At 36.3% G+C, this 22156-nt stretch carries 23 protein-coding genes; 13 read left to right on the forward strand and 10 right to left on the reverse strand.

All coding sequences use genetic code 11. The features are described 5' to 3' along the window. Positions 1–57: 57 nt before the first annotated feature. Positions 58–2409, reverse strand: coding sequence for a carbamoyltransferase HypF (gene hypF, locus AN490_RS16220; protein WP_300005438.1), 2352 nt, complete (start codon positions 2407–2409; stop codon positions 58–60). Positions 2410–2448: 39 nt separating this feature from the next. Next, positions 2449–3609: a hypothetical protein gene (locus tag AN490_RS16225; protein WP_300005440.1), complete on the reverse strand. Its 1161-nt coding sequence runs from the start codon at positions 3607–3609 to the stop codon at positions 2449–2451. Between the two features lie 323 nt (positions 3610–3932). On the opposite strand from AN490_RS16225, the gene AN490_RS16230 reads away from it, so the two are divergent. From AN490_RS16230 to AN490_RS16260, 7 genes are all read left to right on the forward strand, one after another. After that, a complete protein-coding gene (locus tag AN490_RS16230; RefSeq protein WP_041458292.1) occupies positions 3933–4352 on the forward strand; it encodes a XisH family protein in 420 nt (139 codons plus the stop codon). Next, positions 4340–4678 carry a XisI protein gene (locus AN490_RS16235; RefSeq protein WP_300005444.1) on the forward strand — a complete coding sequence of 113 codons (339 nt, stop codon included), beginning with the start codon at positions 4340–4342 and terminating at the stop codon, positions 4676–4678. Before AN490_RS16230 ends, AN490_RS16235 begins: the two co-directional genes overlap by 13 nt. A 94-nt stretch (positions 4679–4772) precedes the next feature. Beyond that, on the forward strand, positions 4773–5204 hold the full coding sequence (locus AN490_RS16240) for a hypothetical protein (protein WP_300005446.1): 432 nt from the start codon (positions 4773–4775) through the stop codon (positions 5202–5204). Positions 5205–5346: 142 nt separating this feature from the next. Next, positions 5347–5613 (forward strand): hypothetical protein, encoded by a 267-nt coding sequence (locus AN490_RS16245; RefSeq protein WP_300005448.1) that lies wholly within the window; start codon positions 5347–5349, stop codon positions 5611–5613. Positions 5614–5924: 311 nt separating this feature from the next. Then, positions 5925–6410: a hypothetical protein gene (locus AN490_RS16250; RefSeq protein WP_015079410.1), complete on the forward strand. Its 486-nt coding sequence runs from the start codon at positions 5925–5927 to the stop codon at positions 6408–6410. A gap of 241 nt (positions 6411–6651) precedes the next feature. Continuing rightward, positions 6652–7263, forward strand: a complete 612-nt coding sequence (locus AN490_RS16255) for a cupin (protein WP_300005450.1) — start codon at positions 6652–6654, stop codon at positions 7261–7263. Positions 7264–7497: 234 nt separating this feature from the next. Continuing rightward, on the forward strand, positions 7498–7986 hold the full coding sequence (locus AN490_RS16260; protein WP_300005452.1) for an ArsC/Spx/MgsR family protein: 489 nt from the start codon (positions 7498–7500) through the stop codon (positions 7984–7986). Between the two features lie 75 nt (positions 7987–8061). On the opposite strand, the gene AN490_RS16265 is transcribed toward AN490_RS16260, so the two are convergent. The 6 genes from AN490_RS16265 to AN490_RS16290 form a co-directional block, all read right to left on the reverse strand. After that, positions 8062–9384: a CO2 hydration protein gene (locus AN490_RS16265; RefSeq protein ID WP_300005454.1), complete on the reverse strand. Its 1323-nt coding sequence runs from the start codon at positions 9382–9384 to the stop codon at positions 8062–8064. Between the two features lie 206 nt (positions 9385–9590). Beyond that, the gene (locus AN490_RS16270; protein ID WP_300005456.1) at positions 9591–11084 is read right to left on the reverse strand and encodes an NADH-quinone oxidoreductase subunit M; all 1494 of its coding nucleotides are present in this window, start codon (positions 11082–11084) and stop codon (positions 9591–9593) included. 63 nt (positions 11085–11147) lie between these two features. Beyond that, positions 11148–11843, reverse strand: coding sequence for a carbonic anhydrase (locus AN490_RS16275; protein WP_300005528.1), 696 nt, complete (start codon positions 11841–11843; stop codon positions 11148–11150). A 76-nt stretch (positions 11844–11919) separates the two neighbouring features. Next, entirely contained in the window at positions 11920–13779 is a 1860-nt protein-coding gene (locus AN490_RS16280) for an NAD(P)H-quinone oxidoreductase subunit F (protein WP_300005458.1), read from the reverse strand. A gap of 293 nt (positions 13780–14072) precedes the next feature. Beyond that, positions 14073–14267 (reverse strand): hypothetical protein, encoded by a 195-nt coding sequence (locus AN490_RS16285; protein WP_300005460.1) that lies wholly within the window; start codon positions 14265–14267, stop codon positions 14073–14075. 265 nt (positions 14268–14532) lie between these two features. Further along, positions 14533–15900, reverse strand: coding sequence for a DNA cytosine methyltransferase (locus tag AN490_RS16290; protein WP_300005462.1), 1368 nt, complete (start codon positions 15898–15900; stop codon positions 14533–14535). Positions 15901–15982: 82 nt separating this feature from the next. Here AN490_RS16290 and AN490_RS16295 point away from each other — a divergent pair, with 82 nt between their 5' ends. From AN490_RS16295 to AN490_RS16305, 3 genes are all read left to right on the forward strand, one after another. Continuing rightward, the gene (locus AN490_RS16295; RefSeq protein ID WP_300005464.1) at positions 15983–17524 is read left to right on the forward strand and encodes an FAD-binding oxidoreductase; all 1542 of its coding nucleotides are present in this window, start codon (positions 15983–15985) and stop codon (positions 17522–17524) included. 505 nt (positions 17525–18029) lie between these two features. Beyond that, positions 18030–18284: a toxin HicA gene (locus tag AN490_RS16300; protein ID WP_213798591.1), complete on the forward strand. Its 255-nt coding sequence runs from the start codon at positions 18030–18032 to the stop codon at positions 18282–18284. Then, positions 18277–18600: a type II toxin-antitoxin system HicB family antitoxin gene (locus tag AN490_RS16305; protein ID WP_213798590.1), complete on the forward strand. Its 324-nt coding sequence runs from the start codon at positions 18277–18279 to the stop codon at positions 18598–18600. Before AN490_RS16300 ends, AN490_RS16305 begins: the two co-directional genes overlap by 8 nt. Before the next feature lie 58 nt (positions 18601–18658). On the opposite strand, the gene AN490_RS16310 is transcribed toward AN490_RS16305, so the two are convergent. Together AN490_RS16310 and AN490_RS16315 are read right to left on the reverse strand one after the other, a co-directional pair. Further along, positions 18659–19843 carry a CBS domain-containing protein gene (locus tag AN490_RS16310; protein WP_300005469.1) on the reverse strand — a complete coding sequence of 395 codons (1185 nt, stop codon included), beginning with the start codon at positions 19841–19843 and terminating at the stop codon, positions 18659–18661. Positions 19844–20086: 243 nt separating this feature from the next. Beyond that, positions 20087–20428, reverse strand: coding sequence for a recombinase family protein (locus AN490_RS16315; RefSeq protein WP_015079420.1), 342 nt, complete (start codon positions 20426–20428; stop codon positions 20087–20089). 133 nt (positions 20429–20561) lie between these two features. Between AN490_RS16315 and AN490_RS16320 the strand changes: the two genes are divergently transcribed. The 3 genes from AN490_RS16320 (at position 20562) to AN490_RS22945 (ending at position 22154) form a co-directional block, all read left to right on the forward strand. Then, a complete protein-coding gene (locus tag AN490_RS16320) occupies positions 20562–21218 on the forward strand; it encodes a nucleoside monophosphate kinase (protein WP_300005473.1) in 657 nt (218 codons plus the stop codon). Positions 21219–21428: 210 nt separating this feature from the next. Then, a complete protein-coding gene (locus tag AN490_RS16325; protein ID WP_300005475.1) occupies positions 21429–21788 on the forward strand; it encodes a thioredoxin domain-containing protein in 360 nt (119 codons plus the stop codon). A 12-nt stretch (positions 21789–21800) separates the two neighbouring features. Beyond that, positions 21801–22154 (forward strand): hypothetical protein, encoded by a 354-nt coding sequence (locus tag AN490_RS22945; protein ID WP_366925050.1) that lies wholly within the window; start codon positions 21801–21803, stop codon positions 22152–22154. The last annotated feature ends 2 nt before the right edge of the window (positions 22155–22156 follow it).

Here is a 22156-nt window from a genome sequence, read left to right on the forward strand (position 1 = left end):
TTAGTTTTCCTTTTTTAATATTTATTTCACGCAGAGGTGCAGAGACAACAGAGGTTTTTATGTTATTTCTTTTAAGTATTTAGCGGCTGCAATTACGGCTTGTCCTAGTGATAATCCGCCATCATTTGTGGGTACTATACTATGAGTTAATACATTAAGTTCTAATTTTTCTAGTCGCATTTTTACCTGTTGTAATAGAATTTGGTTCTGAAATACGCCTCCTGTTAATGCTACTTGATTAAATTGATGTTCTTGTCTAAGTTGTTGAACCATTGTTACAATAGCAATAGCTAAACTTTTATGAAATCCCGCAGCTATTATTGATGATGAGATGTGCTGTTTAATATCATTAAGAATTTCTCGCCATGTTGGGGATGTATCTATATAATAAATACTATCTAATTTTTCCAATTTAAAGGAATAATTTAGACTTTCTTTATCATTGTTTAAAATATTGATATCAGTTATTGCTGCCATTTCTATGGCTGCTTGTCCTTCATAACTGCATTGTTCTCGACAAATACCTATTGCTGCTGCAACTGCATCAAATAATCTTCCTACTGATGATATTAAGGGTGAATTAATACCTTTTTCTATGATTTGATTGAGTAGTCTAGGGTTTTTATGTTCTAAGAATTTGATTATTTCTAAATCACTATATTTTTCTTTAAGTTCTTCCCAGGTGAAAGCATTAATTAATTGAGAGTATGTATTTCTCCAAGGTTGATAAATTGCCTGTTTTCCTCCTATCATGGGCATAGGTTTAAATGTGGCTAAACGTTGAAAATTTTGATAGTCTGCTAAGAGAAATTCTCCTCCCCACAGTGTACCGTCTTCACCATAACCTAAACCATCAAATGCTATTCCTAATACTGGTTTTGTATCTAAAGAAATTTGATTTTCTGCCATACAAGCAGCTATATGGGCATGATGATGTTGAATTTCTGCTAATTTAATTTTGTTACCTGTTGCTAGTTCTTTGCCAAGTTTAGATGATAGATATTCTGGATGTTTATCAATAGCAATTATTTCTGGTTTATGGGAAAATAAATTGAGATATAAATTCAATGTTTCTTGATAAGCATTAAAAGCAGCCGCATTTTCTAAATCTCCTAAATGTTGTGATAAAATTGCCTCACCTTCTCTTAATAAACAAAAGGTATTTTTTAACTCGCTACCCATGGCTAAAATTGGCGGTATTTTCTCAAATCCAGGTGGTAATTTAATCGGTGCTGGTGCATATCCCCTAGCACGTCTAAGGGTTTGTATTTGATTATCAATAACTCTAACTATGGAATCATCTACTCTATTAATAATATCTCGATTATGTAAAAGAAAATAATCAGCTATTTTTGATAATTTATCTTTTGCATCTTCATTATCTATACATTGTGGTTCATCAGAAATATTCCCACTAGTTAAAACTATGGGTACTTTCATTCTTCTGAGAATTAAATGATGTAACGGCGTATAAGGTAGCATGAAACCCAGGGTATTTTGTCCTGGGGCTAGGTCAGATGCTAATTTACTATGATCTTTAATATTTAATAAAACAATAGGTGCAGCAGGACTTGTTAATAATTCTTTTTCCAACTCATTAATATAGCAATATTCAGAAATAATATTAATATCCCTTGCCATTAAAGCCAAAGGTTTATGATAACGCTGTTTACGATTTCTGAGTTTTAAAACTGCATTTTCTAAAGTGGCATCACAAGCTAAATGAAAACCGCCTAAACCTTTAATAGCAACAATTTCACCCTTTTGTAATAAAGTACAAACAGCATCCACATCATCTAACATAGAAAACATATCAGATATCACAGGTTTACCGTCAGCCCTTTCTAACCATGCACGCGGTCCACATTCAAAACAAGCCACAGGTTGGGCATGAAAACGACGATTTTCGACATCTTGATATTCCTTTTCACATTCCTTACACATTGAAAAATTCACCATGCTAGTGTTATTTCTATCGTAAGGAATAGCCCGAATAATACTCAACCTTGGACCACAATGAGTACAATTAGTAAAAGGATAACGAAAATAACGACTAAAAGGATCAAAAATCTCCCTTTGACATTGGGGACAAGTTGCAGCGTCAGGAGAAATTTCCGTTTTCACCACACTATTAACACTGCGAGAAATCACAAAATCATTAAAATCAAACTCCCCCAAATATGGACTTCTAATCACCTCATTAATTCTTGCCAAAGGAGGGCATTCTTGATATAATTGATTGACAAACTCCGCTATTTCCTCCTCACTACCAGAAACACGAATTAACACCCCTTCACCATCATTACAAACATCACCTTTCAAACCAAAAACTTTCGCCAAACGATACACAGTAGGACGAAAACCCACCCCTTGCACAATACCACAAACCCGAATTTCTTCTATTCTCATCTTTGCGTCTTTGCTCCTTTGTATCTTTGCGCGAAATAATTAAAACTTCCAAATCAAAACGCGATTATTCCCAGAATCAGCAACTACCGCATTCTCACCACAAACCTTAATTCCATAACACCAATTTAAACTTTGTCGTGTTGGTAGTCCAAAATTCCGATTTTCGCTTTTATTTGTAAAGTTATCTTGTCCCATCACACCATCAGCATTAGCACCCTGCAATAATAAAATAGATGCTCGTTTTTTCCATCCTAGCAAACGGGAATTAGCTGTATCAGCAACTATTAACCAATCCCCCGCAATATCTACCCCATAAGGCATACTTAAACTACTGGCACTAGGGAAATAAACACCTTGATTCAATTCCACAAAATTGAAGTTCTTTTGTCCTAAAACCACCGCACAAGGGGCATTATTTGCTGTGGGAATTCCTTCCCAAATCATTACTCGGTTATTACCTGCATCTGTGACAACTAAATTATCTTCCCAAAGGGTGATATCATGACACCAACGCATACTAGCAGCAGTGGGAGAACCACCCCCATTTTCATTGCGTGATATCATATCTGGTTGTCCCAAAACTATATCCGCAGGTTGTCCATTTTCTGTGGGTAATTGATTCCAAATTAATAAGCGACGATTGCCAGTATCAGCTACAAATAACTTACCTTGATGATAGAAAATACCATAAGGCCAATGTAAAGTATTTGCCGCAGGTTGTTGATTTCCTCTGTTATGTAAATTATCAATAAAGTTAGATTGTCCTAATACTAAATCTGCGGGAATATGACTATCTCTAGGGATATTATACCAGATTAAAATGCGATGATTCCAAGCGTCTGCAACGGCTAAACCATGACCACATTTGCAAATACCTGTAGGGACACTAAATGTAGATTTTCCTGGTGTTCTTTTAGCGTTTTGTCCTTCATGAAAAAAGTCAGGTTGTCCTATTATCCAGTCAGCAGGTTGATGATCTTTTGTGGGTAAATTTCGCCACCCTAATAAACGATGATGTCCTGTATCTGCTACCCATAATGGTCCCGTTGGTGGCAATAAACAAGCTGCACGGGGTCCAAACATTGTTGTGGGGGTAGGTGCAATAGGTATTGCTATTTGTTCTGGTGTGATATTGTTTCCTAATATTATTTTTGCACCGTCAGGAGATAGGGGTAAATGGGGGATATTTTGGGTTTGCAATGTAGATAGGGAATTAATATTTACGCTATTTACTCCAATACGATTTAGTTAATAAAATTGTAGGTTGGTTTAAGCGGTAGCGCAACCCAACAAAGTTTGGAAAATGTTGGGTTTCCTTGCGTCAACCTCATCTACTTAGATTATTGGAAAACCTGGAATAATTCTATCAATTTCCTGCATTTTTCGTAAAGTTTCTGTTAAAGCAATAACAATTGTTTGATACTGGTTATAGAAAAGCTTGCCTCAGCATGAATTATGATATAATTGTATTACTTGATAGAGTTGAGATTACTTTGTTAAATTATGTTGATAAAATAAATACTATGCCAGCTAAAGACATCTATCACAATACTGTAAAAAATGCACTTATCAAAGATGGTTGGAAAATTATCCATGACCCTTTACGAATTCGTTTAGCAAGAGGTAAAAATCTATTTGTTGATTTAGGTGCTGAAAGATTATTAGCAGCAGAACGAGAAACAGAAAAAATAGCTGTTGAGGTGAAAAGTTTTACTCGTCCTTCGGATATGAAAGACCTGGAAGACGCTGTTGGTCAATTTGTGTTATATGATCATTTATTAGCACGTTATTATCCTGAATATAAGTTATTTCTGGCTGTGAGTGAAAGCACTTGTAAAACAGTTTTTGAAGAAGAAGCTGGTCAAACTTTAATTGAAGATGGTGTAATTCGTTTATTTAGTTTTGATGCTGAACAGGAGGTAATTGTCAAATGGATTCCTTAACTAATCAATATCGTCAAATCATTAAAAAAATTCTTGAAGAATATGCTGATTTTCTTGGCAATGATGAACAAGTTAAAGTTGAATTGGTGTTAGATGAAAAAAATGATCGTTATTTATTAGTAGAAACAGGTTGGAAAAATGGTTATCGGATATATGGAACTTTATTACATCTTGATTTAATTGATGGTAAGGTTTGGATTCAACATGATGGCACTGAGGAAGGAATTGCTAATGATTTAGTTGCTGGGGGAATACCAAAATCACATATCATTTTAGGGTTTAAAGCGCCTGAGATTAGGAAATATACGGAGTTTGCTGTTTTTTAGATTTTATCAAAAATCAGAAACGCATAAGGTTAATGTCAATCTGCTTTGATAAGCTATATAAAGCAAATATTTTTACCAGATGAGAGTGTTGCTTATGTTACAGAAAAGAAAAATAAAATCTCAAACTATGGTAATTACTGTTTCCAAAGATGTAATTACAGACAAAGCAATTTCACTACTTAATTTTTCTAATGAATCACTAACTACTTGGACAGAAGTAGCAACTACTAGTGGTGATTTAGCTGCATTCTTAAGTGAACTTTACAACGAATCTGCTTTCATTCTCTCAAAAGAAGGTGAGATATTTCATCTTGATGAGAGTACAAGAAAGAATATAACTGATCGGAGGCTTGAAGAAGGAATAGATGCAAGTAGTATATTGGCTGAAAAATTTACTGTGTATACCATGAACTCAGTTCCAGCACCTGCGGCTGCTCGGACATATAAAAAAATTGCTCCAGATTACTTCTTGTACAATAAAATTTTCGGGAAAACGTTGAAGTATCTTGTAGCTTGGGAGAATTGACATTACAGCTTGGGATAAAAACGGAAATAAACTTTTAGTATCAAAAGTTAGAGCTAGAAATATTGTAGAAGATATTACTGCCAAAGTTGAAGATATTCTCAAATTTGAGTATGAACATAATAAAGTTATAATTCCTTATGCTATGACAGCTACCCGTGAAGAAATTAAGATTTTTCAATGGGATGGTGAAAAGTTAGAAAATGTCTACACCTTCCCAACTCATGAAGTTTTGTCTGAATATGATCCAGAATTTAGTCATAAGAAGAGGATTTTTGAATACTATCTGGAAACATTAGTTGAAGGATGGTTGAGAGATTTGGCTGATAATTGGAAAACAGATAATCCACCAAAATCAGAAGAACTAACTCAGATAGGCTTTGTAGATAAAATTGCTGATGCAGCACAATAAAGGTTAGAAAATTTAATGATTACGCTTTATATAGAAACTAATTTTTTTATTGATTTTGCCAAAAATCAATAAAAAAAACTGAGAAGTTAGTCTATCCCCAAGATCCGGAAGCAACAGCAATACTTAATATAGCAACTCCTGCAATTTGTTGTATGGAATCTCTTTCTGTACTAGAAAGTGACGTTATTCTCTCTCATTTTACCAAAGTGATAAAATAATTAAATTTATCTAACTAAATATAATTTTAACTGTTAAATAGTAAATATGGGAAATCCCCAATATTCCAGAACAAATGGGATTAATTACCTATTATGCAAATTGATACAAATAGCTTTTCATGGTTTGATGTAGCAGATGATGTCAAAGAATTATTAATATTAGCTGCACAGACTTGGGAAAATACAGAAGAATCTACAAAATATATGCAGCAAGCGTTAGCTAAAACAGGAGATAACACAGATGTTTTAGTTGCAGCTTATAGATATTTTTACTACAAAAATAATTATGTCTTAGCACTGACAACAGCAGAGAAAATAACCGCTAAAATAAAAAAAGCGGAAAGTCTACCTGATAATTGGCAAGAACTTAAACCTATCCTAGTTAAACGTCACGAAGAATCTCAAATCAGATTGTACTTAACTGCTTATGCTGCTTCTGGTTTGGTATTAGCTAAACTAGGAAACATAGAAAAAGCAAAGGAAATCAGTATCAGAATAAAAGGTATTGATGACAAAAATGATTTTGGTGCTGGTATTCTTCTCGATATTTTAACTCGTCCACCAGAAGTAGATGATTAAATCTGGAAATAGGGAAAAACCCCTACAAATGACAACCACAAGCAATCAGCAAATTACGAATCATGAATAATTGGTTATCTTTCAACTCAAATTCCCAGCTAATATCCTCATCTTCTAACCAGAATACTGTGATTCTACCGGGAATGCCTACATCTCCAATAACTCCTATAACTAAAATGCCTCAAACCTCTCCTCCTCTGATTTTTTTACCTAATTCTCCACAGTCAATATTTTAAAATTTATGCAAGGTCAGGATTTATTTGTTGCTGAAAATGGACAATATCAAGTTTGTAAGTCAGCAAGATCATGGGATTTATTGCGTGATAATTATCGTCTGTATCGCTTTTTAACTGAAGTCGAAGATATCCTCAAAAATGTTGAAGATGAATCAACACGACTACCAGAAATTAGAATGTTGGTAAGACGATTAATTATTAATTCCTATTGGGTACAAAGTCAATCTTTACAACCTGATCTAAAAACGGGAATCTCGGTTCTACTATTATATGATGAATTAGGATTTCCCCTAACTGTACAAACAGTAACATTTGCACCAGGAACAACTTCTAATATTCATAATCATGGAACATGGGGAGTAGTCGCAATTTTAAAAGGTCAGGAAAAAAACACCTTTTGGCGACGGAGTTCTCATCCAGAATTTCCTGATAAAATTGAAAAAACAGGCGAAGTAAATTTATCCCCTGGTGATCTTATCAGTTTTACACCTGAGACAATACATCAAGTTCAAGCCATTGGTAAAGAACCAACAGTAACATTTAATATTTATGGAGAAACAAACCCAAAACAGAGATTTGAATTTGACGTAACTAATCACAGTGCTAAAAAATTTTAAAGATAGTGGCAAAAACAGAAATAACAGATTATGCTGATAAATATTATAGAAAATAAGATCGCCGACTTCTTTTTAGATATTCTCAATAAATGAATAATTAATCTTAGAAGTCGGGGATCTAAGTGTTAGCTATCAATCAAAATAATCATCTTCCATCTGCGTTTATCTGCGTTCATCTGCGGTTAATTATTTCCTATCCAAACATCCAACTATAACCTTATAGGAGAAACAGCAATGGCCAGAGTAATTTTCTATGAAAAACCAGGCTGTAAAGGTGGTACAAAGCAAAAAGTTTTGCTAACAGCAGCAGGTCATGAAGTAGTAGCATATAACCTATTAACAGAACCTTGGACAGTGGAAAAATTGCGGTCATTTTTTGGCGATCGCCCTGTCATAGAATGGTTCAATAAAGCTGCGCCTAGTGTAAAATCAGGAGAGGTGAATCCCGAAAACATCACCGCTGAAAATGCCTTGGTCATGATGCTGAAAAATCCCTTATTAATCCGTCGTCCCTTGATCCAAGTAGGGGATAAAAGAGAAGTAGGCTTTGATGTTGAGAAAATTGACGCATGGATAGGCTTAAAAGCCGCAGATGAGTCTTTAAAACAAATGAGTGAACACCTCATGCAGCAGAACCTCCAAGGCTGCACTCATGGACATAATCACGACCACCATCATGGTCAGGGTGGTTGCAAAAATCACGGGCAAGAACATCAACATTAGATATTAACAAGCCTCTACCCGCCTCTTTCTTGATCATCAAATATATTAAGAGAAAAAGCGGGTAGTGAGGGTAATTTATCTATAATCCTGTCTTTGAATATCCCGTAATCTCGCTGCATCACGCATACCATAATCAGTGCGAGTAAAGCGATTTAGCTGCATTTCAAAAAATTCCCGATTTGCTTGTAAATGCTGAGGATTTTCATCATCTAAAGGATATAAAAGGGCAGTTCTTAAAGCTTGAATTACCGCCGATGTGACATTATACATCGAACGTTGAAAAGTAATCCCCAATTGAATCAAAATATCCTCTTCTCCTCGACAATATTCTTGGTAATAATCAACAAGATATTGAGGCAAAAAGTGCAACATATCTTGCATTAATAATGTAGGAGGAATACCCGCTGTACCCACAGGAAAAACATCAGCGTAAAGAATCCCATAATGGAAGTCTTTTTGATCTTCTGGAACTTGTCCTGCTTGAGCATTATAAGACTTTGTCCCTCTAAATGGTGCTGTGCGATAAAAAACAGCTTCTACATAGGGTAATGCGGCTTCATATAGCCAAGTAAAACCTTTAGATTTGGGGATGATTTCATAACATTCACCATCAATATAAACATGATGATAAATGGGACGACCTGCAATAGCAAATATACCATTTATGAGAAAATTCATGGCATCAGGTACACCTTTAAAACCACCTTCATCATAAATATCTGACATTTCAAAAAATACAGGTGCCATGACTTCCCAAAAAAGTCCTAAATTAGAATAATAGGACATCATCCGGCACTGTTCCAAAAACATATCAGGAAACAGTTTATAAAGTCCCGACATGAGGGGGTTTTTCCGAAAATAAGCTTTAATGGCTTTATCAGCATTAGCTTTATATTCTTCGGAATCTAAATAGGCATCAAATTGATTAACAGGTGCATACATTTTGCGATGCCATAACATAGCTTGCATACAGGCTTCCGCAAATTCCATATTGATTCTATCATGGAATAAATGATGGAAAATCTTCGGCATTTTCGTAGTTTCACCCTTTTCCATAAATGCCAAAAGTTCTGGGTGTGCAGTGGCTATACCTCGCCAAATTCTTAAATCAGCATCATCCCCGGCATAGTGATTATGTAAGTCTAAATATTCTTGGGGTAGGAAATATTTAAAAGCTGGCAAAGGATCTAAAAATACTCTTTCGGCAATATAAAGTAAGTCTCGCCAATAGAAATCCATTGGTACAGCATAAGCTTTATAAATACCGATAATTTGCATGAGGTTTTCTGGAGTATCTGGCAACATTGAACCGCCAGCTTCTAAACGATGAATAATTTCTGCAAATTCATGTTTTGAAGGTGGGATTTTTGTATTTGGTTTAGCTGGAGTTTGTACCATAATATTTTTGTTTTGGTTAATAAAATTTTTTTGATTGCGGAACAGTTTTCTTCTCGTTCCCATACTCTGTGTGGGAATTTCTCGTTCCCATACTCTGTGTGGGAATGAATTCTAGAAGGCTCTGCCTTCAATAATATTAGAATTAGAGGCAGAGCCTCTGTGATAGCATTCCCAGTCGGAGACTGGGAACGAGATATTGATCATAATTACTTCAAGGCAATTACGGTTTTTGCGGTGGTGGGAACTGCCGCTACCATAGCGGTAGTCGTGGTTTCACTCCAACGCACTAACCAAACTGGTTGTACTCCCAAAAAGATAATTAAGAATGCCAAAATTAGCGCGGGAACTTTTTCATTCCATAATACTCTGGGATAGTAGGCTAGGTTATTTTGCAGTTTGCCAAAACAGGTACGGTTGAGAAGAATAAGAAAATAAACTGCGGTTAAACCAGATGCTACTACACATAAAATTGTGGGAATAGGAAAGGTTGAAAAACTGCCTTGAAAGGAAATAAATTCCGCAATAAAACCTGTTAAACCGGGAATACCAGCACTAGCCATGCCACTTAAAACCAGTAAGGCACTAATTAATGGTAAACCGCGAATAGGACTCATTAAACCACTAAGTTTATCTAATTCTCTTGTCCCAACTTTGGTTTCAATAACTCCGACTAAATGGAAGAGAATAGCGAGAATAATTCCATGACTAAACATTTGGGCGACTGCGCCAACTAATGCTAAGGGTGTGGCGGCTGCTGCTGCTAGTAAAATATAGCCCATGTGGCCGATAGAACTATATGCTACCATGCGTTTGATGTCTGTTTGGGCGATCGCTACAACTGCCCCATAAATCGCGCTAATTGCCCCCCAAATTGCTAAAGTTGGGGCGATAATCTGCCAAGTTTGGGGAAACATTCCCAAGCCAAATCGCAATAGTCCATAAGTTCCCAGTTTTGCTAATATTCCCCCTAGCAAAATAGCAATAGGTGTGGAAGCTTCAACATAAGCATCTGGTAGCCAAGTATGGAAAGGAATTAAAGGAATCTTAATGCCAAAACCTAAAACTATTCCTGCTAATAATACTAATTGCATTCCCGCAGAAATGTTTTGAGTCGCCACAGCATCAAAGGCAAAACTATGAGAACCTGTTAACCATACCATGCCTAAAAATGTGGCTAAAATTAAAGCCCCAGAAATGGCTGTATAAATCAGGAATTTCATGCCTGCATAAGCTCGTTTTTCTCCTCCCCAAATAGAAATTAGTAAATAAAAGGGAATTAATTCCAATTCATAAAATAGGAAGAACAAAAGCAAATTTTCTGATAAGAAAGCACCAGCAACGCCACCACTAACAAACAAAATCAGGGAATAAAATAACCGGGGACGTTCTGTATCTTTGCTGCTGCTGTAAATAGCAATCCAAGTGAGGAAGCTATTTAATACCAACATTAATATTGATAGTCCATCAACTCCTAATTGATAATTTAAACCTAATGTTTCATTCCAAGGTAGATATTCTGTAAACTGCATCCCTGGATTGCTGATATCAAATTTTAACAAAATGAAAATATTCCACAGCAAAACTAAACCTGTGACGATTAAAGATACTAACCGAATCTGACTCGCAGGAACGTCTTTTGCCGGATAAAAACCGATGATTATAGCGGCTATAATTGGTAGCCAAATTAAAACACTCAACATATTTATTAATTGGTAATTGGTCATTGGTAATAGATTAGCTATTACCAATTGATTTATGATGAATTAACTAACTAAACTAACTTTGCCAGTATCTAAGTCGTAATAACCACCAACTATTTTAAGTTTGTTGGCTGCGATTAATTCAGCTAGAACTGGTGATGATTTCAATGTTTCAATTTGCACCAAAACGTTAGCTTTAACAGCATTTTCTAATTTATCTCCTGGTTGTCCTTGGGATTTCTCTACAGCTGGTTTAATTGCCGCTAATAAACTACCAATTTTTCCTGGAACTTCTTCACCTTTAACAGTAGCATCTACAGCACCACATCTTTCATGTCCCAGTATCATAATCACTTTTGAACCTAATACTAAACTGCCATATTCTAGACTACCAATTTCTTCAGGTGTGGCGAGATTACCCGCAACTCGACAAACAAATAAATCTCCTAAACCCTGATCAAAAACTATTTCTGCTGGGACTCTAGAATCGGCACAACCCAGGATAGAAGCAAAGGGTTTTTGTCCTTTTGCAACTTCCTGTAAGCGGGCAGAACCTTGATTCTTATAGCGCCGCTTTTGCTTGGCAAATCTATCATTACCATCAAGTAATGCTTTTAGTGCTGCGTCAGGAGTAATGTTGTTTTGAGCTATTGCTGGTTCGGGTGTAGCTAGATAGGAGGAGACTCCTACAGCTACTCCGGCACTAATTACACCTGTACCTAATTGGAGTAAATTTCGGCGAGAAAGGTTTTTCTTGATCACTGGATTATCCCTAATATGATTTAGATGGTAATTATTATTTTAAATTATTATCAGCAATCTAAATCATAGATATTTAGAAAATTAAATTCATGAACTGAATTCCCCAGAAAGTCCATGTCACCCAAGCGCCTAAAAAACCTACTCCTAACAGAACTGTTAAGGCATAAAATTGAGTTTGTCCATTGTTACTATATTTCAAGCCTTCACCACCCAATAGAGAGAATAAACCCACAGAGTTGACAATACCATCTATTACAAATCTGTCCAGCATATCGGCAAATTTAGAAAGTTGGGCAACGCCGAAAATAATGGTAACTTTGTAAATTTGAGGGGTGTAAAAATCGTAAGCAAATAAATTTTGTAAACCTTGCCAGGGTAAACGAATTGGTTTGGGAATGTTGCCTAAATAGATGATGCTACTAATACTACAACCGAAGATACTTGACCAAATTAATAGGAGGGCAACATCTTTATTTAATGTTGCCCAGTCAGGAAGTAATGATAAACTTTGCAACACTAAAGGCAGGTGTAAAACAAAGCCAGATAAAATCATCATTGGTAACACCATTAACCAAATAGCTTCAGGAGAACGTTCACTCATTTGTTTGGGTTTACCACCAAAGATTAAAGCAAATTCTCTAGTTAAACTAAATGCAGTTAAGGCATTAACAAAAATTACTATTCCTACTAAAGTCGGATGTGTTTCCCATAAACCATCAGCTAATTTAAATAATGCCCAAAAACTACCTAAAGGGGGAAAACCAATTAAACCCAATGTACCAATAATAAATGCTATCCCGGACATGGGACGACGTGACCACAATCCACCTAATTGGGTAACATCTTGGGTAACACTATTCCAAACAATGCCCCCGGTACTCATAACTAATAATGCAGCGGATACGGCATGGGTGAGAACTAATAATAATGCGGCTTCGTTTTGCTGTGTGCCTACTGCAATAAATACTAACCCCATGTAAACACTAACACAATAGGATAAACAGCGTTTGATGTCAATTTGAGCGATCGCAATTAACGCCCCACCAATAGCTGTCACCGCCCCAATCGCCACTATCGCCGAAGATGCCACAGGTGATAAACTAAACACAGGTTGCAATTTAATTAATACCCATGCCCCACTGGCCACTACCACCGAACTCCGCAAAATTGTACTGGGAACAGGTCCCTCCATGGCCTCATCTAACCATAGGTGCAAAGGAAACTGGGCGCATTTACCCATTGGCCCAGCAATTAATCCGAAACAGACTAAAGTGATAATTGTGGGGTCAACATTCGCCGTGGCTGCCCATGCAGTTAACTCTGTATAATTCCAAGTTCCTGAAAGTGTCCAAAGTCCCAAGACACCCATTAATAAAAACAAGTCTCCCACCCGTTTAGTCAAAAAAGCATCACGCGCCCCAGTCACTACCAAGGGTTGACTAAACCACAAACCTACTAATAGGTAAGTTCCCAAGGTGAGGACTTCCAGAATTACATAAGTGGAAAATAAATCGTTACACAAAACCAAAGCACAAAGACCAGCTTCAAATAATCCTAATAAAGAAAAGAAGCGTCCCCAACCCCAGTCCATTTCCATGTAACCAATAGCGTATATCTGCGCTAACAAGTTCAAGCCGGTAATAATAATTATTGCCCCGACGCTGACAGCAGAAATTTCTAAATTAATTGTCAGATTTAAACCTGCTGTTGATAACCAAGGAATAAATACTTCTTTAGCTGGATGATTCCAAATAGCAAAGAAAGCAAAGACGGCATGGAAAAAGGAGATAAAGGTCATCACCACGTTGACATATCCCGCCGGTCGAGGACCAGTTTTGCGAATGATTCCCGGCGACCAAGGTATGGCTAAAAGCCCACCTATCAAAGCATAAACCGGAATTAGCCAAACAGTGTCTACTAAATACTGATCCATTCAATTACCTCTATAGGTTGCAGCAAAACTTAAAGAAAACACACCAAGTAGCGTTGATCCCTATCAACTTAGTGATGACAGACAATGAAAATTTATCTTTATTTAATATTGTTAGAAATAGCTTACCTTTATCTGTGCCAAAAAGGAATTATTTAATTAGACAAATTCACGATATTTTTTGTAAAGAATTCTTATATTTCAATCAATTTAATTATCAAATGGTAACTATTATTTTGAGTCTATGGATTGTATTTGTCTATAGTATAGGGGCGGCATTTTCCACCCCATCCTGATCACACTTTAGAAATTATGTCAAGCTGCAAATTAGGGAAATTAGTTTCCGCAATGATTACGACTGGGCTGACTTGGCTAATGGGTGCTGGTTTCATATCCCGGTAATCAATAATCTGGACAACAATTAAGTATGCAATAGCCAGAAGTATAGAAATTGCCCCTGTAATAATCGCAACTATCTGGGAACGGTTCATAAGTATTTCCTACAAATTAAGTTATTGAGAGACTTCTATATCTAGATTGGCATAAATTCTGAAATCAGTTTCATTTGCCAAAATATATCTGAAGCTGATAGGATCACGAAAATGACAGTATGTAGCACTAAATTAATATGTTTAATTTAAAAGGGATCAAAACAATGGCGTTCGCGGACTGTGTGCCTTATACTCAGTAGTCCGTAAGAATCGCCTAACTAATGTAGTTGCAAAGGAATTTTATGATATTTTTTATCTAAATTAGTTAGATATCAAGAACTCTCAGTAATTCTTTAGCTACATACTCAACCACAGGAACAGGAACAGCATTACCAAACTGTTTTTTAGCAACCTCATCTTTTTTATGGTATTCAAAATTCAGAGGAAATCCTTGTAATTTACAAGCGTGTTTTGCAGTAATGGGTATATATTTCTGCGGTTGATAAATTTTTTCTAAGAAAAGATTTTTATATTCCTGTGGATGATTAGCATGAATAGACACAGTTGCAATATAGTCTTTAGAACCAGTAGCAGTTAAAGTTGGGAAAATTTCAGCAGTCGGTAAAATAATTCTATAAATATTATTAATACCTGTCATATTTTTAGAATTTACAAATTCATATTTATGATCAGATGTTAACCGGAATATTCCTTTTTCCAGCAATTTATTTAATTCATTGATCTCTATATCGGTGATTATTTCTCGGAAATCTTCAAAAGATAAAGGATTACCATCTTTATCTCCATATTTTTTACTTCTTCTATATTTAAGAAGTGTTAAGCAAATCATTTTTTCTCTATCACTCGTATTGATAATATCCCAAGAGTGAATTGTTGTATGTCCATTCCTTAAATCAGAAAAAATGAAAAAATCATTTAACTCATCATCTTTTTGAAACCTCGTTCTTGATGGTGGAATTACACCTTTAAATAAAGTATTTGCATCTAGTTTAACTTTTTCAACAAAATTAATATTTTTTAATTCATCCAAAATATCTATAACTTTTGGGTGAATGTTCAAAGGTTTAGGAAATTTATACTCCTGACATCTTTCTATATCCCGTCTAATCCCAACAATAAAAACTCTATCTCTATTTTGAGGTAAACCAAAATCGTAAGCATTAAGAACTTTCCATTTAACGCAATATCCTATATTTGTCAATTCACTCAGAATCAGTTCCAAATTATCCCGATTTTTAGGACTTGCTAATCCACTAACATTTTCAAAAATGAATCCTTTCGGTTGATTTTTATTCACTAGTCGAATTACATCAAACCATAATTTTCCTCGCTTGTCTTCAAATCCTCTTAAACAACCAGCAACAGACCAAGGTTGACAGGGAACACCACCAACAATGATGTCAACACTATGTGGAAGTTGACTAATTTTTGTGATATCTCCTAATTCAATTTCATGTTTATTAAAGTAACTAATAAAATTTTGCTGATAAACTTTAATTGCTTGTTTGTCTATTTCAGAATAGCCTAAACATTGACCACCTAATTTGTCTAAAGCAATTCTAAATCCACCAATACCAGCAAAAAGATCAATAAAAGTGAATTGTTTTTGATGAGTTACTAATTTTAGAGGTAATTCTACTTGTTTTGATATTGGTGAAAATATAGATTTCATATTTGTTAGCTATTGTATCAACTAACTATTACATAGTTATAAATTTAGTATATCATCAAATACACAGATGGAATTAAATTTTATGTCCCTAACCGAAGAAATTCTTTCCCAACTCCCAGGCGATGTTTTAGGCGGCTTGCGTCGTACTGACAGCATATTAGCATCGTTGCGAAAAGGTAACGCACCCATACCCAACGTAGTTAAAGAAAATCCCAAAAATTTAGAATCTGTAGAATTTGATGTCATTATTTGCGGTGGAACTTTGGGAATTTTGATTGGTTGCGCTTTAGCTGTACGTGGTGTGGGCGTAGCCTTACTAGAAAGGGGAATTTTGCGCGGAAGAGAACAGGAATGGAATATTTCTCGCAAAGAGTTAGAAGTATTTCGGGAATTGGAATTGTTGACAGCAGACGAATTAACACAAGCTATCGTCACTGAATATAACCCCGCAAGAGTTAGCTTTCAAGGAGGTACAGAAGTTTGGGTAGAAGATGTTCTTAACATTGGTGTCAATCCTATTTATCTCCTCGAAACCTTAAAAACCCGCTTTCTTAAGCTTGGAGGAAAGTTATTTGAAAATACACCATTTAATGATGCAGTAGTTCACCCAAATGGAGTCATAGTCAATAATCAATTTACTGCAAAATTGTTACTAGATGCTATGGGAAATCTTTCCCCCATTAGCCAACAAGCACGTCAAGGAAAAAAACCAGATGCACTTTGTTTAGTTGTAGGAACTTGTGCTAAAGGATATCCAGAAAATAACTCAGGAGATTTGTTGTTATCTTTCACAGCTTTGGAAAATCAATGTCAATATTTTTGGGAAGCTTTTCCAGCTAAAGATGGTAGAACTACATATTTATTTACCTACATGGATGCAGATCCACAACGGTTAAGTTTAGAAACTTTATTTGATGAATATTTACGCTTGTTACCAGAATATCAAGGTGTGGAAATTAATCGCCTAAATTTTCAAAGGGCGTTATTTGGTTTCTTTCCTAGTTATCGTCAAAGTCCTCTGCAAACCCCTTGGAATCGGATTCTCCCAGTGGGAGATAGTAGCGGTAATCAATCACCTTTAAGTTTTGGTGGTTTTGGGGCTATGGTACGTCATTTACAAAGGCTAACTTTAGGAATTGAAGAAGCATTAAAAACTGATCAATTATCTGCCAAATCTTTAGCAATATTGCAACCCTATCAACCGAGTTTAACTGTAACTTGGTTATTTCAAAAAGCGATGAGTGTAGGTGTAAATCAGAAAATTGATTCCAATCAAATTAACCAATTACTCTCCGCTGTATTTGCCCAAATGCAGCAGTTAGGAACACCTGTTTTAAAACCTTTTTTACAAGATATTGTTCAGTTTGGGGCGTTAACAAAAAATTTGTTAAAAACTGGTTTATCTCATCCTTTATTAGTTGCGAAAATCATTCCCCAAGTTGGTTTATTGAGTTTGTTGGATTGGATGTTACATTATGTGAATTTAATTGTGTATACTAGTTTGTTCTCTCTAAGTCCAAGATTAGAAACATTAGTTAATAATCTATCACCAGAAAACCGATATTATTGGCATCGGTTAATAGATAAATGGAAGTTTGGTTCTGGTAGTGATTATTCTGAATAATACAGCACTTTCCGGTGTGATGAGGTACATATCCAGCGGGCAAGACTTGTACTGAGCAGTTCGACCTTTCGACAAGCTCAGGGCATCGCAAGCTCACTGTAACACTTGTCGATAGCGCAGCGTGGCGTTAGCCATAGTATGCCCGCACTACAAGAGTTTCATAATTCAAGTTTGTACCTCATTAGAGCGAAATCTGCTGTATCTGGTAAATGGTTATGAATAGAGGTTTTGTGATTTTATCGTCAAATTAGTTTAACGCTCCCATTGACATAGTATTAATATTGATACTATTATTTATTTAACGCTAATCATAAGCATCTTACTTATCCTAATTCTTCAAGTTTAAAGTGCAATAGTTTACCAAGTTGCTTTCTAAGAGGACTCCGTAAAAATTTCCGCGACTATTCAAAAAAAGCCGTAGAGATTGGTCGGTAGTAATTTCACTGAGACTTCGCGGTACTCAGCATGATAAGTTATTTATTTAACTGCAACTTTGTACAAGCCTATGGCACAAATCAAAAAACTCCTTGCAGAATTCAGGAATAATCCTAAAAATGTGAACTTTGCTGATTTAGTGAAAGTTTGTAATCATTATTTTGGAGAAGCCAGACAGCAAGGAACAAGTCATTGTGTCTACAAAACACCTTGGGCTGGAGATCCGCGAGTCAACATTCAAGAAGAAAAAGGAAAAGCAAAGGCTTATCAAGTTAAGCAGGTTTTAGCCGCAATTGAAAAAATTGAGGAAATGGAAGATGGTTAACTATACCCACTACACATATAAAGTTACTTGGTCGGAAGAAGATCAAGAATTCGTGGGATTGTGTGCTGAATTTCCCAGTCTGTCTTATCTTCATAAAGATCAGAATGCTACACTCAAAGGTATTACAGATTTAGTAAAAGATGTAGTAACTGATATGGAATCTAATGAAGAGCTAGTTCCAGAACCTCTTGCAGAAAAAACTTATAGTGGTAAATTCCAAGTTCGTATTACTCCAGAGCTACATCGTAAGTTAGCTATAGAAGCCGCAGAGGAAAAAGTTAGCTTAAATCGCTATGTGAGTTATAAACTTGGATAAAACAAGTTTGTAGTCTAAAGTCCAGCTATAAATGGTTTGATTAGTCCTATATATTTTTTCAGCTATGAAGACAATGGCGGATTTTTTGCATCTCCGTTGTCGCTAAACTTAAATACATTTGCTGTAATTCTGTGGATAAATCAGGGTTTTTGATCAAATGTTCTATCCGGCTTTCAACAGTAGCAATCAAGTTATCTAAGTTTTCGTCAGCAACTATATGTTGTTTCTGTATCTGCTTTAAGTCTGGCTGTAGTGGTAGTTCGGTGGAGTTACTTTGGTTATGGAAAGATTTAGCTTTTTCGGTTTCTAATTGAGCTACAGTTATTTGTAATGTTTCTATGACTCCATACATCTCCAGTGGATCAAATATTCGCAACAAGCTGGTTTGAGTGACGATCGCTAACTTTGCTCCCCAATCCCAGGATACAACTAATCGCTGCACTCGTCGCTGCTGCATTTCTTGATGGGCAGACCAGAGAGAATCTTCTGGACTTAGCAAAAATAAGGGTGTACTCATCACTGTTTTTGCTTGAATTTGAGCCAAATTTAATCCCAATGCTTGAAATTGTACGATGTCTCTTTCTGTCACAATTCCTACTGGTTTAAAAGCTGATAAGACATCGTTCCAGGAATCTCTTTTTACTATCACCACGCAACTAACTTGATTTTCCGCCATCATCTGCGCCAAACTGAGTACGGAGGCTGTAGGTGGTGCATGAATTACCTGAGTTGTCATTACTTCTGACACCCGCCGCATTTTCAGCAAGTTGGTGGGGCGCAAAATTTGTCTAATACTTTCTGGGGAGACAATCCCCACGAGTTGTTCCTCTGCATTGACTATCACTAAGTGGCGAATGCGATATCGTCGAAACAAAAACAGTGCGGCAAAGATATCCCGAAATGCAGTTTCCGCCAAGGTTATGACTGGATGCACCATGACATCAGCTATTTTCACATCAGCAAAATCTCTACCCGCCGCTGTAAGTTTGACAATATCTCGCTCTGTAAAAATACCCAATATTTCTGTTTCTTCCATGACTAAAATACAACTTGAACGCGTACCTCCCATGGAACTAAAGCCAATTGCTGAATCAAAATCAGGTAATAAACAACTATTACCTCGCGTCTGATTCATTAAATTCACAACATTAATTAGGGAAGTATGGGGCGCAACAACCAGTGGATGCCTATCTATCGCCTCTTCTAAGCAGGGAACGCCAATGAGTGGGTCATCAATTTGCATGGTTGACAATAGCTGATAAAGTTAATTTATGAAGTTTTGTAAAGTTTTTTGTCATATACATATTATTTCTACAAATTTCAGTTATGATATGAGGGATGTAAAGGATAAATCGAGGAAACAGTTTACATATAAAGGGTTTAACGATTAAAAGGTAAACGGAGGATAAAATTTAAAGTTGTCTATTCAAATAGGGCAAAGAAGACATTTTTACGTTGTGGTTCTAAATCAGAGCCAATGTGGGCATCAGTCTTCGTCCATGCCGGAAATTCTTTGTATTTTACCATACAGCCTGTCTAAAACCCTTTTAACTGATACAGGTTGCCACTGACTGCCTCGCTTGGTTGTATATCCTTGCTGGTTAAGCCACGCGGCAATTTGTGGAAGTGATTTTCCTGACTTGTGGTGACGGCGAATTAATTCAATGATCTGTTGTTCAGATGGATTCTCTACTAGTTCACCATTAACTGACTGTTGACCAAAAGCAGGTGAACCATAGCCGGCATAGCCGCCACTGGCAGCTTTCGCTTTCCTGGCTTGGTCTAGCTTTTCCCACAGGTAAGAGTCTTTTGATTTTTCAGTTGCCATAGTTTTGAGAATTCAATCACCTCTGTAGATATGATATCTCAAATATTGGCTATTCCTAGAGGAATCTTATATTTGGGGATTGTATTGGTTGTTGATTTCATCTCATCTTAGGTTGGAAATAGGGGGTGTTTGAATGCGATTGATTTTCTTGGGAGTACCGGGTGCTGGCAAGAGTACCCAGGGGGCAGCACTGTCAAGCCAATGGCAAATTCCGCATATTTCCATGGATGATATATGCCGTCAGGCGATCGCTAAAGAAACTTCTTTCGGCTTAAAAGTCAAGCCGTATATAGAAAGAGGTGATTTAGTTCCAGATGATTTCATTCTTGATATCATCCGCCAACACTTCAGTCATTCCTCTGCCCAACGGGGTTGGATTCTGGATGGATTTCCTAGTAATTTATCCCAGGTGAAACTTCTTGATCAATTACTATTAGAAATCCGGGCTAAAGGCAACACTGCATTATCAGAACGGCCTTACGACCAAGTTTTTAGCTTTTATGTCCCAATTGATGTTTTGGTACAAAGGTTACTGCAACGAGGTCGCTTAGACGATAATCATGAGGTTATTTATCGGCGAATAGAAGTCTATCAGGAGCATTCTACTCCCTTAATTCAGCATTATCGCCAACAAGGTTGTTTAACTGTGATTAATGGCGATCGCCCAGTCGAAATAGTAACTCAGTTTTTACAAGATTCTTTTTCTAAGTCTCGTTTAATAGGAAACAAAAAAACTTTAAATGCTAGAAAAAGATTAATCAAAGCAGGAAAACAGATTTTATCTGCATGACACAAAAATAAAGTAAAAGTCCTGAGTATTTTATGCGAAATAAAAGAAAAATCAAAAGATTGAAATTTCTATGGCATCAGGGTTATAGCACTTCTGAGATTGGCTTTACCTCAACAAACAACTTAACTCATGGACATTCCATCTTATCCTTGACAATTTCCCATTTCCCAACCACATAATTACCAATTTTAATTTTTACTGGAGAAACCTATGGCTAGTTCTGAAAGTCCGAATGAAACTCTTGTTCAATATATCCAAAAATCAGACTTTGAATCGCTCTTAGAGGCGAAAGAGTTGTTTGTCATGGACTGCACCGCAACTTGGTGCGGACCTTGTAGGATGGTTGCTCCTTTAATGGATCAACTGGCCCAAGAATACAAAGATCAGGCAAAAGTAGTCAAATTAGATGTTGGTGATGGCGAAAATCAAAGCATTGCTAAAAAGTACGGTATTCGCAGTATTCCCGCAGTTATGTTTTTCAATCATGGCGAATTATCAGAAATAGTTGTTGGGGTAGTTCCCTATGAAAAATTCACCACAGCTTTAAACAAAATACTTTCACCTTCTTGAGGGGGTTTCTCCATGCAGAGAGCGTATATATTTCCATGTCCTAATTGCGGTAGTGAAGCAAAACGTCAGTTTTTAACTGATGGAAAACTAGCTCACAAGCATTCTTTGATGAATCAAATTATCCGCACAGAGTGTCCAGTTTGTGACTACCTGATGGTAATGCGCTCTCTGGATGGTAGTGTCATTGAGGCTTACGCACCCGGAATACCAAGTAATTTTCAACCATTAACTACATCTAATCTTTCGCCAGAAGTGTCTAAGCAGCAAATATTAGAAATAAGTGAATCTATTTCCATCTGCTCCATATTTAGACATTTACCCAATCAAAGTCCCACAGACTCATACCCATTACTTTCAGGATTTTAACC

The sequence above is a fragment of the Anabaena sp. AL09 genome (genome assembly GCF_001672255.1).
Lineage (GTDB): Bacteria > Cyanobacteriota > Cyanobacteriia > Cyanobacteriales > Nostocaceae > Dolichospermum > Dolichospermum lemmermannii.

What these genes read in the sequence shown, in the direction of transcription:
- AN490_RS16295 (WP_300005464.1), top strand. Translation starts at nt 15,983, where the DNA reads ATGTCCCTAACCGAAGAAATTCTTTCCCAACTCCCAGGCGATGTTTTA.
- AN490_RS16255 (WP_300005450.1), top strand. Translation starts at nt 6,652, where the DNA reads ATGCAAGGTCAGGATTTATTTGTTGCTGAAAATGGACAATATCAAGTT.
- AN490_RS16285 (WP_300005460.1), bottom strand. Translation starts at nt 14,267, where the DNA reads ATGAACCGTTCCCAGATAGTTGCGATTATTACAGGGGCAATTTCTATA.
- AN490_RS16245 (WP_300005448.1), top strand. Translation starts at nt 5,347, where the DNA reads ATGACAGCTACCCGTGAAGAAATTAAGATTTTTCAATGGGATGGTGAA.
- AN490_RS16250 (WP_015079410.1), top strand. Translation starts at nt 5,925, where the DNA reads ATGCAAATTGATACAAATAGCTTTTCATGGTTTGATGTAGCAGATGAT.
- AN490_RS16260 (WP_300005452.1), top strand. Translation starts at nt 7,498, where the DNA reads ATGGCCAGAGTAATTTTCTATGAAAAACCAGGCTGTAAAGGTGGTACA.
- AN490_RS22945 (WP_366925050.1), top strand. Translation starts at nt 21,801, where the DNA reads ATGCAGAGAGCGTATATATTTCCATGTCCTAATTGCGGTAGTGAAGCA.
- hypF (WP_300005438.1), bottom strand. Translation starts at nt 2,409, where the DNA reads ATGAGAATAGAAGAAATTCGGGTTTGTGGTATTGTGCAAGGGGTGGGT.
- AN490_RS16280 (WP_300005458.1), bottom strand. Translation starts at nt 13,779, where the DNA reads ATGGATCAGTATTTAGTAGACACTGTTTGGCTAATTCCGGTTTATGCT.
- AN490_RS16305 (WP_213798590.1), top strand. Translation starts at nt 18,277, where the DNA reads ATGGTTAACTATACCCACTACACATATAAAGTTACTTGGTCGGAAGAA.
- AN490_RS16290 (WP_300005462.1), bottom strand. Translation starts at nt 15,900, where the DNA reads ATGAAATCTATATTTTCACCAATATCAAAACAAGTAGAATTACCTCTA.
- AN490_RS16265 (WP_300005454.1), bottom strand. Translation starts at nt 9,384, where the DNA reads ATGGTACAAACTCCAGCTAAACCAAATACAAAAATCCCACCTTCAAAA.
- AN490_RS16270 (WP_300005456.1), bottom strand. Translation starts at nt 11,084, where the DNA reads ATGTTGAGTGTTTTAATTTGGCTACCAATTATAGCCGCTATAATCATC.
- AN490_RS16300 (WP_213798591.1), top strand. Translation starts at nt 18,030, where the DNA reads ATGGCACAAATCAAAAAACTCCTTGCAGAATTCAGGAATAATCCTAAA.
- AN490_RS16240 (WP_300005446.1), top strand. Translation starts at nt 4,773, where the DNA reads ATGTTACAGAAAAGAAAAATAAAATCTCAAACTATGGTAATTACTGTT.
- AN490_RS16315 (WP_015079420.1), bottom strand. Translation starts at nt 20,428, where the DNA reads ATGGCAACTGAAAAATCAAAAGACTCTTACCTGTGGGAAAAGCTAGAC.
- AN490_RS16235 (WP_300005444.1), top strand. Translation starts at nt 4,340, where the DNA reads ATGGATTCCTTAACTAATCAATATCGTCAAATCATTAAAAAAATTCTT.
- AN490_RS16320 (WP_300005473.1), top strand. Translation starts at nt 20,562, where the DNA reads ATGCGATTGATTTTCTTGGGAGTACCGGGTGCTGGCAAGAGTACCCAG.
- AN490_RS16230 (WP_041458292.1), top strand. Translation starts at nt 3,933, where the DNA reads ATGCCAGCTAAAGACATCTATCACAATACTGTAAAAAATGCACTTATC.
- AN490_RS16325 (WP_300005475.1), top strand. Translation starts at nt 21,429, where the DNA reads ATGGCTAGTTCTGAAAGTCCGAATGAAACTCTTGTTCAATATATCCAA.
- AN490_RS16310 (WP_300005469.1), bottom strand. Translation starts at nt 19,843, where the DNA reads ATGCAAATTGATGACCCACTCATTGGCGTTCCCTGCTTAGAAGAGGCG.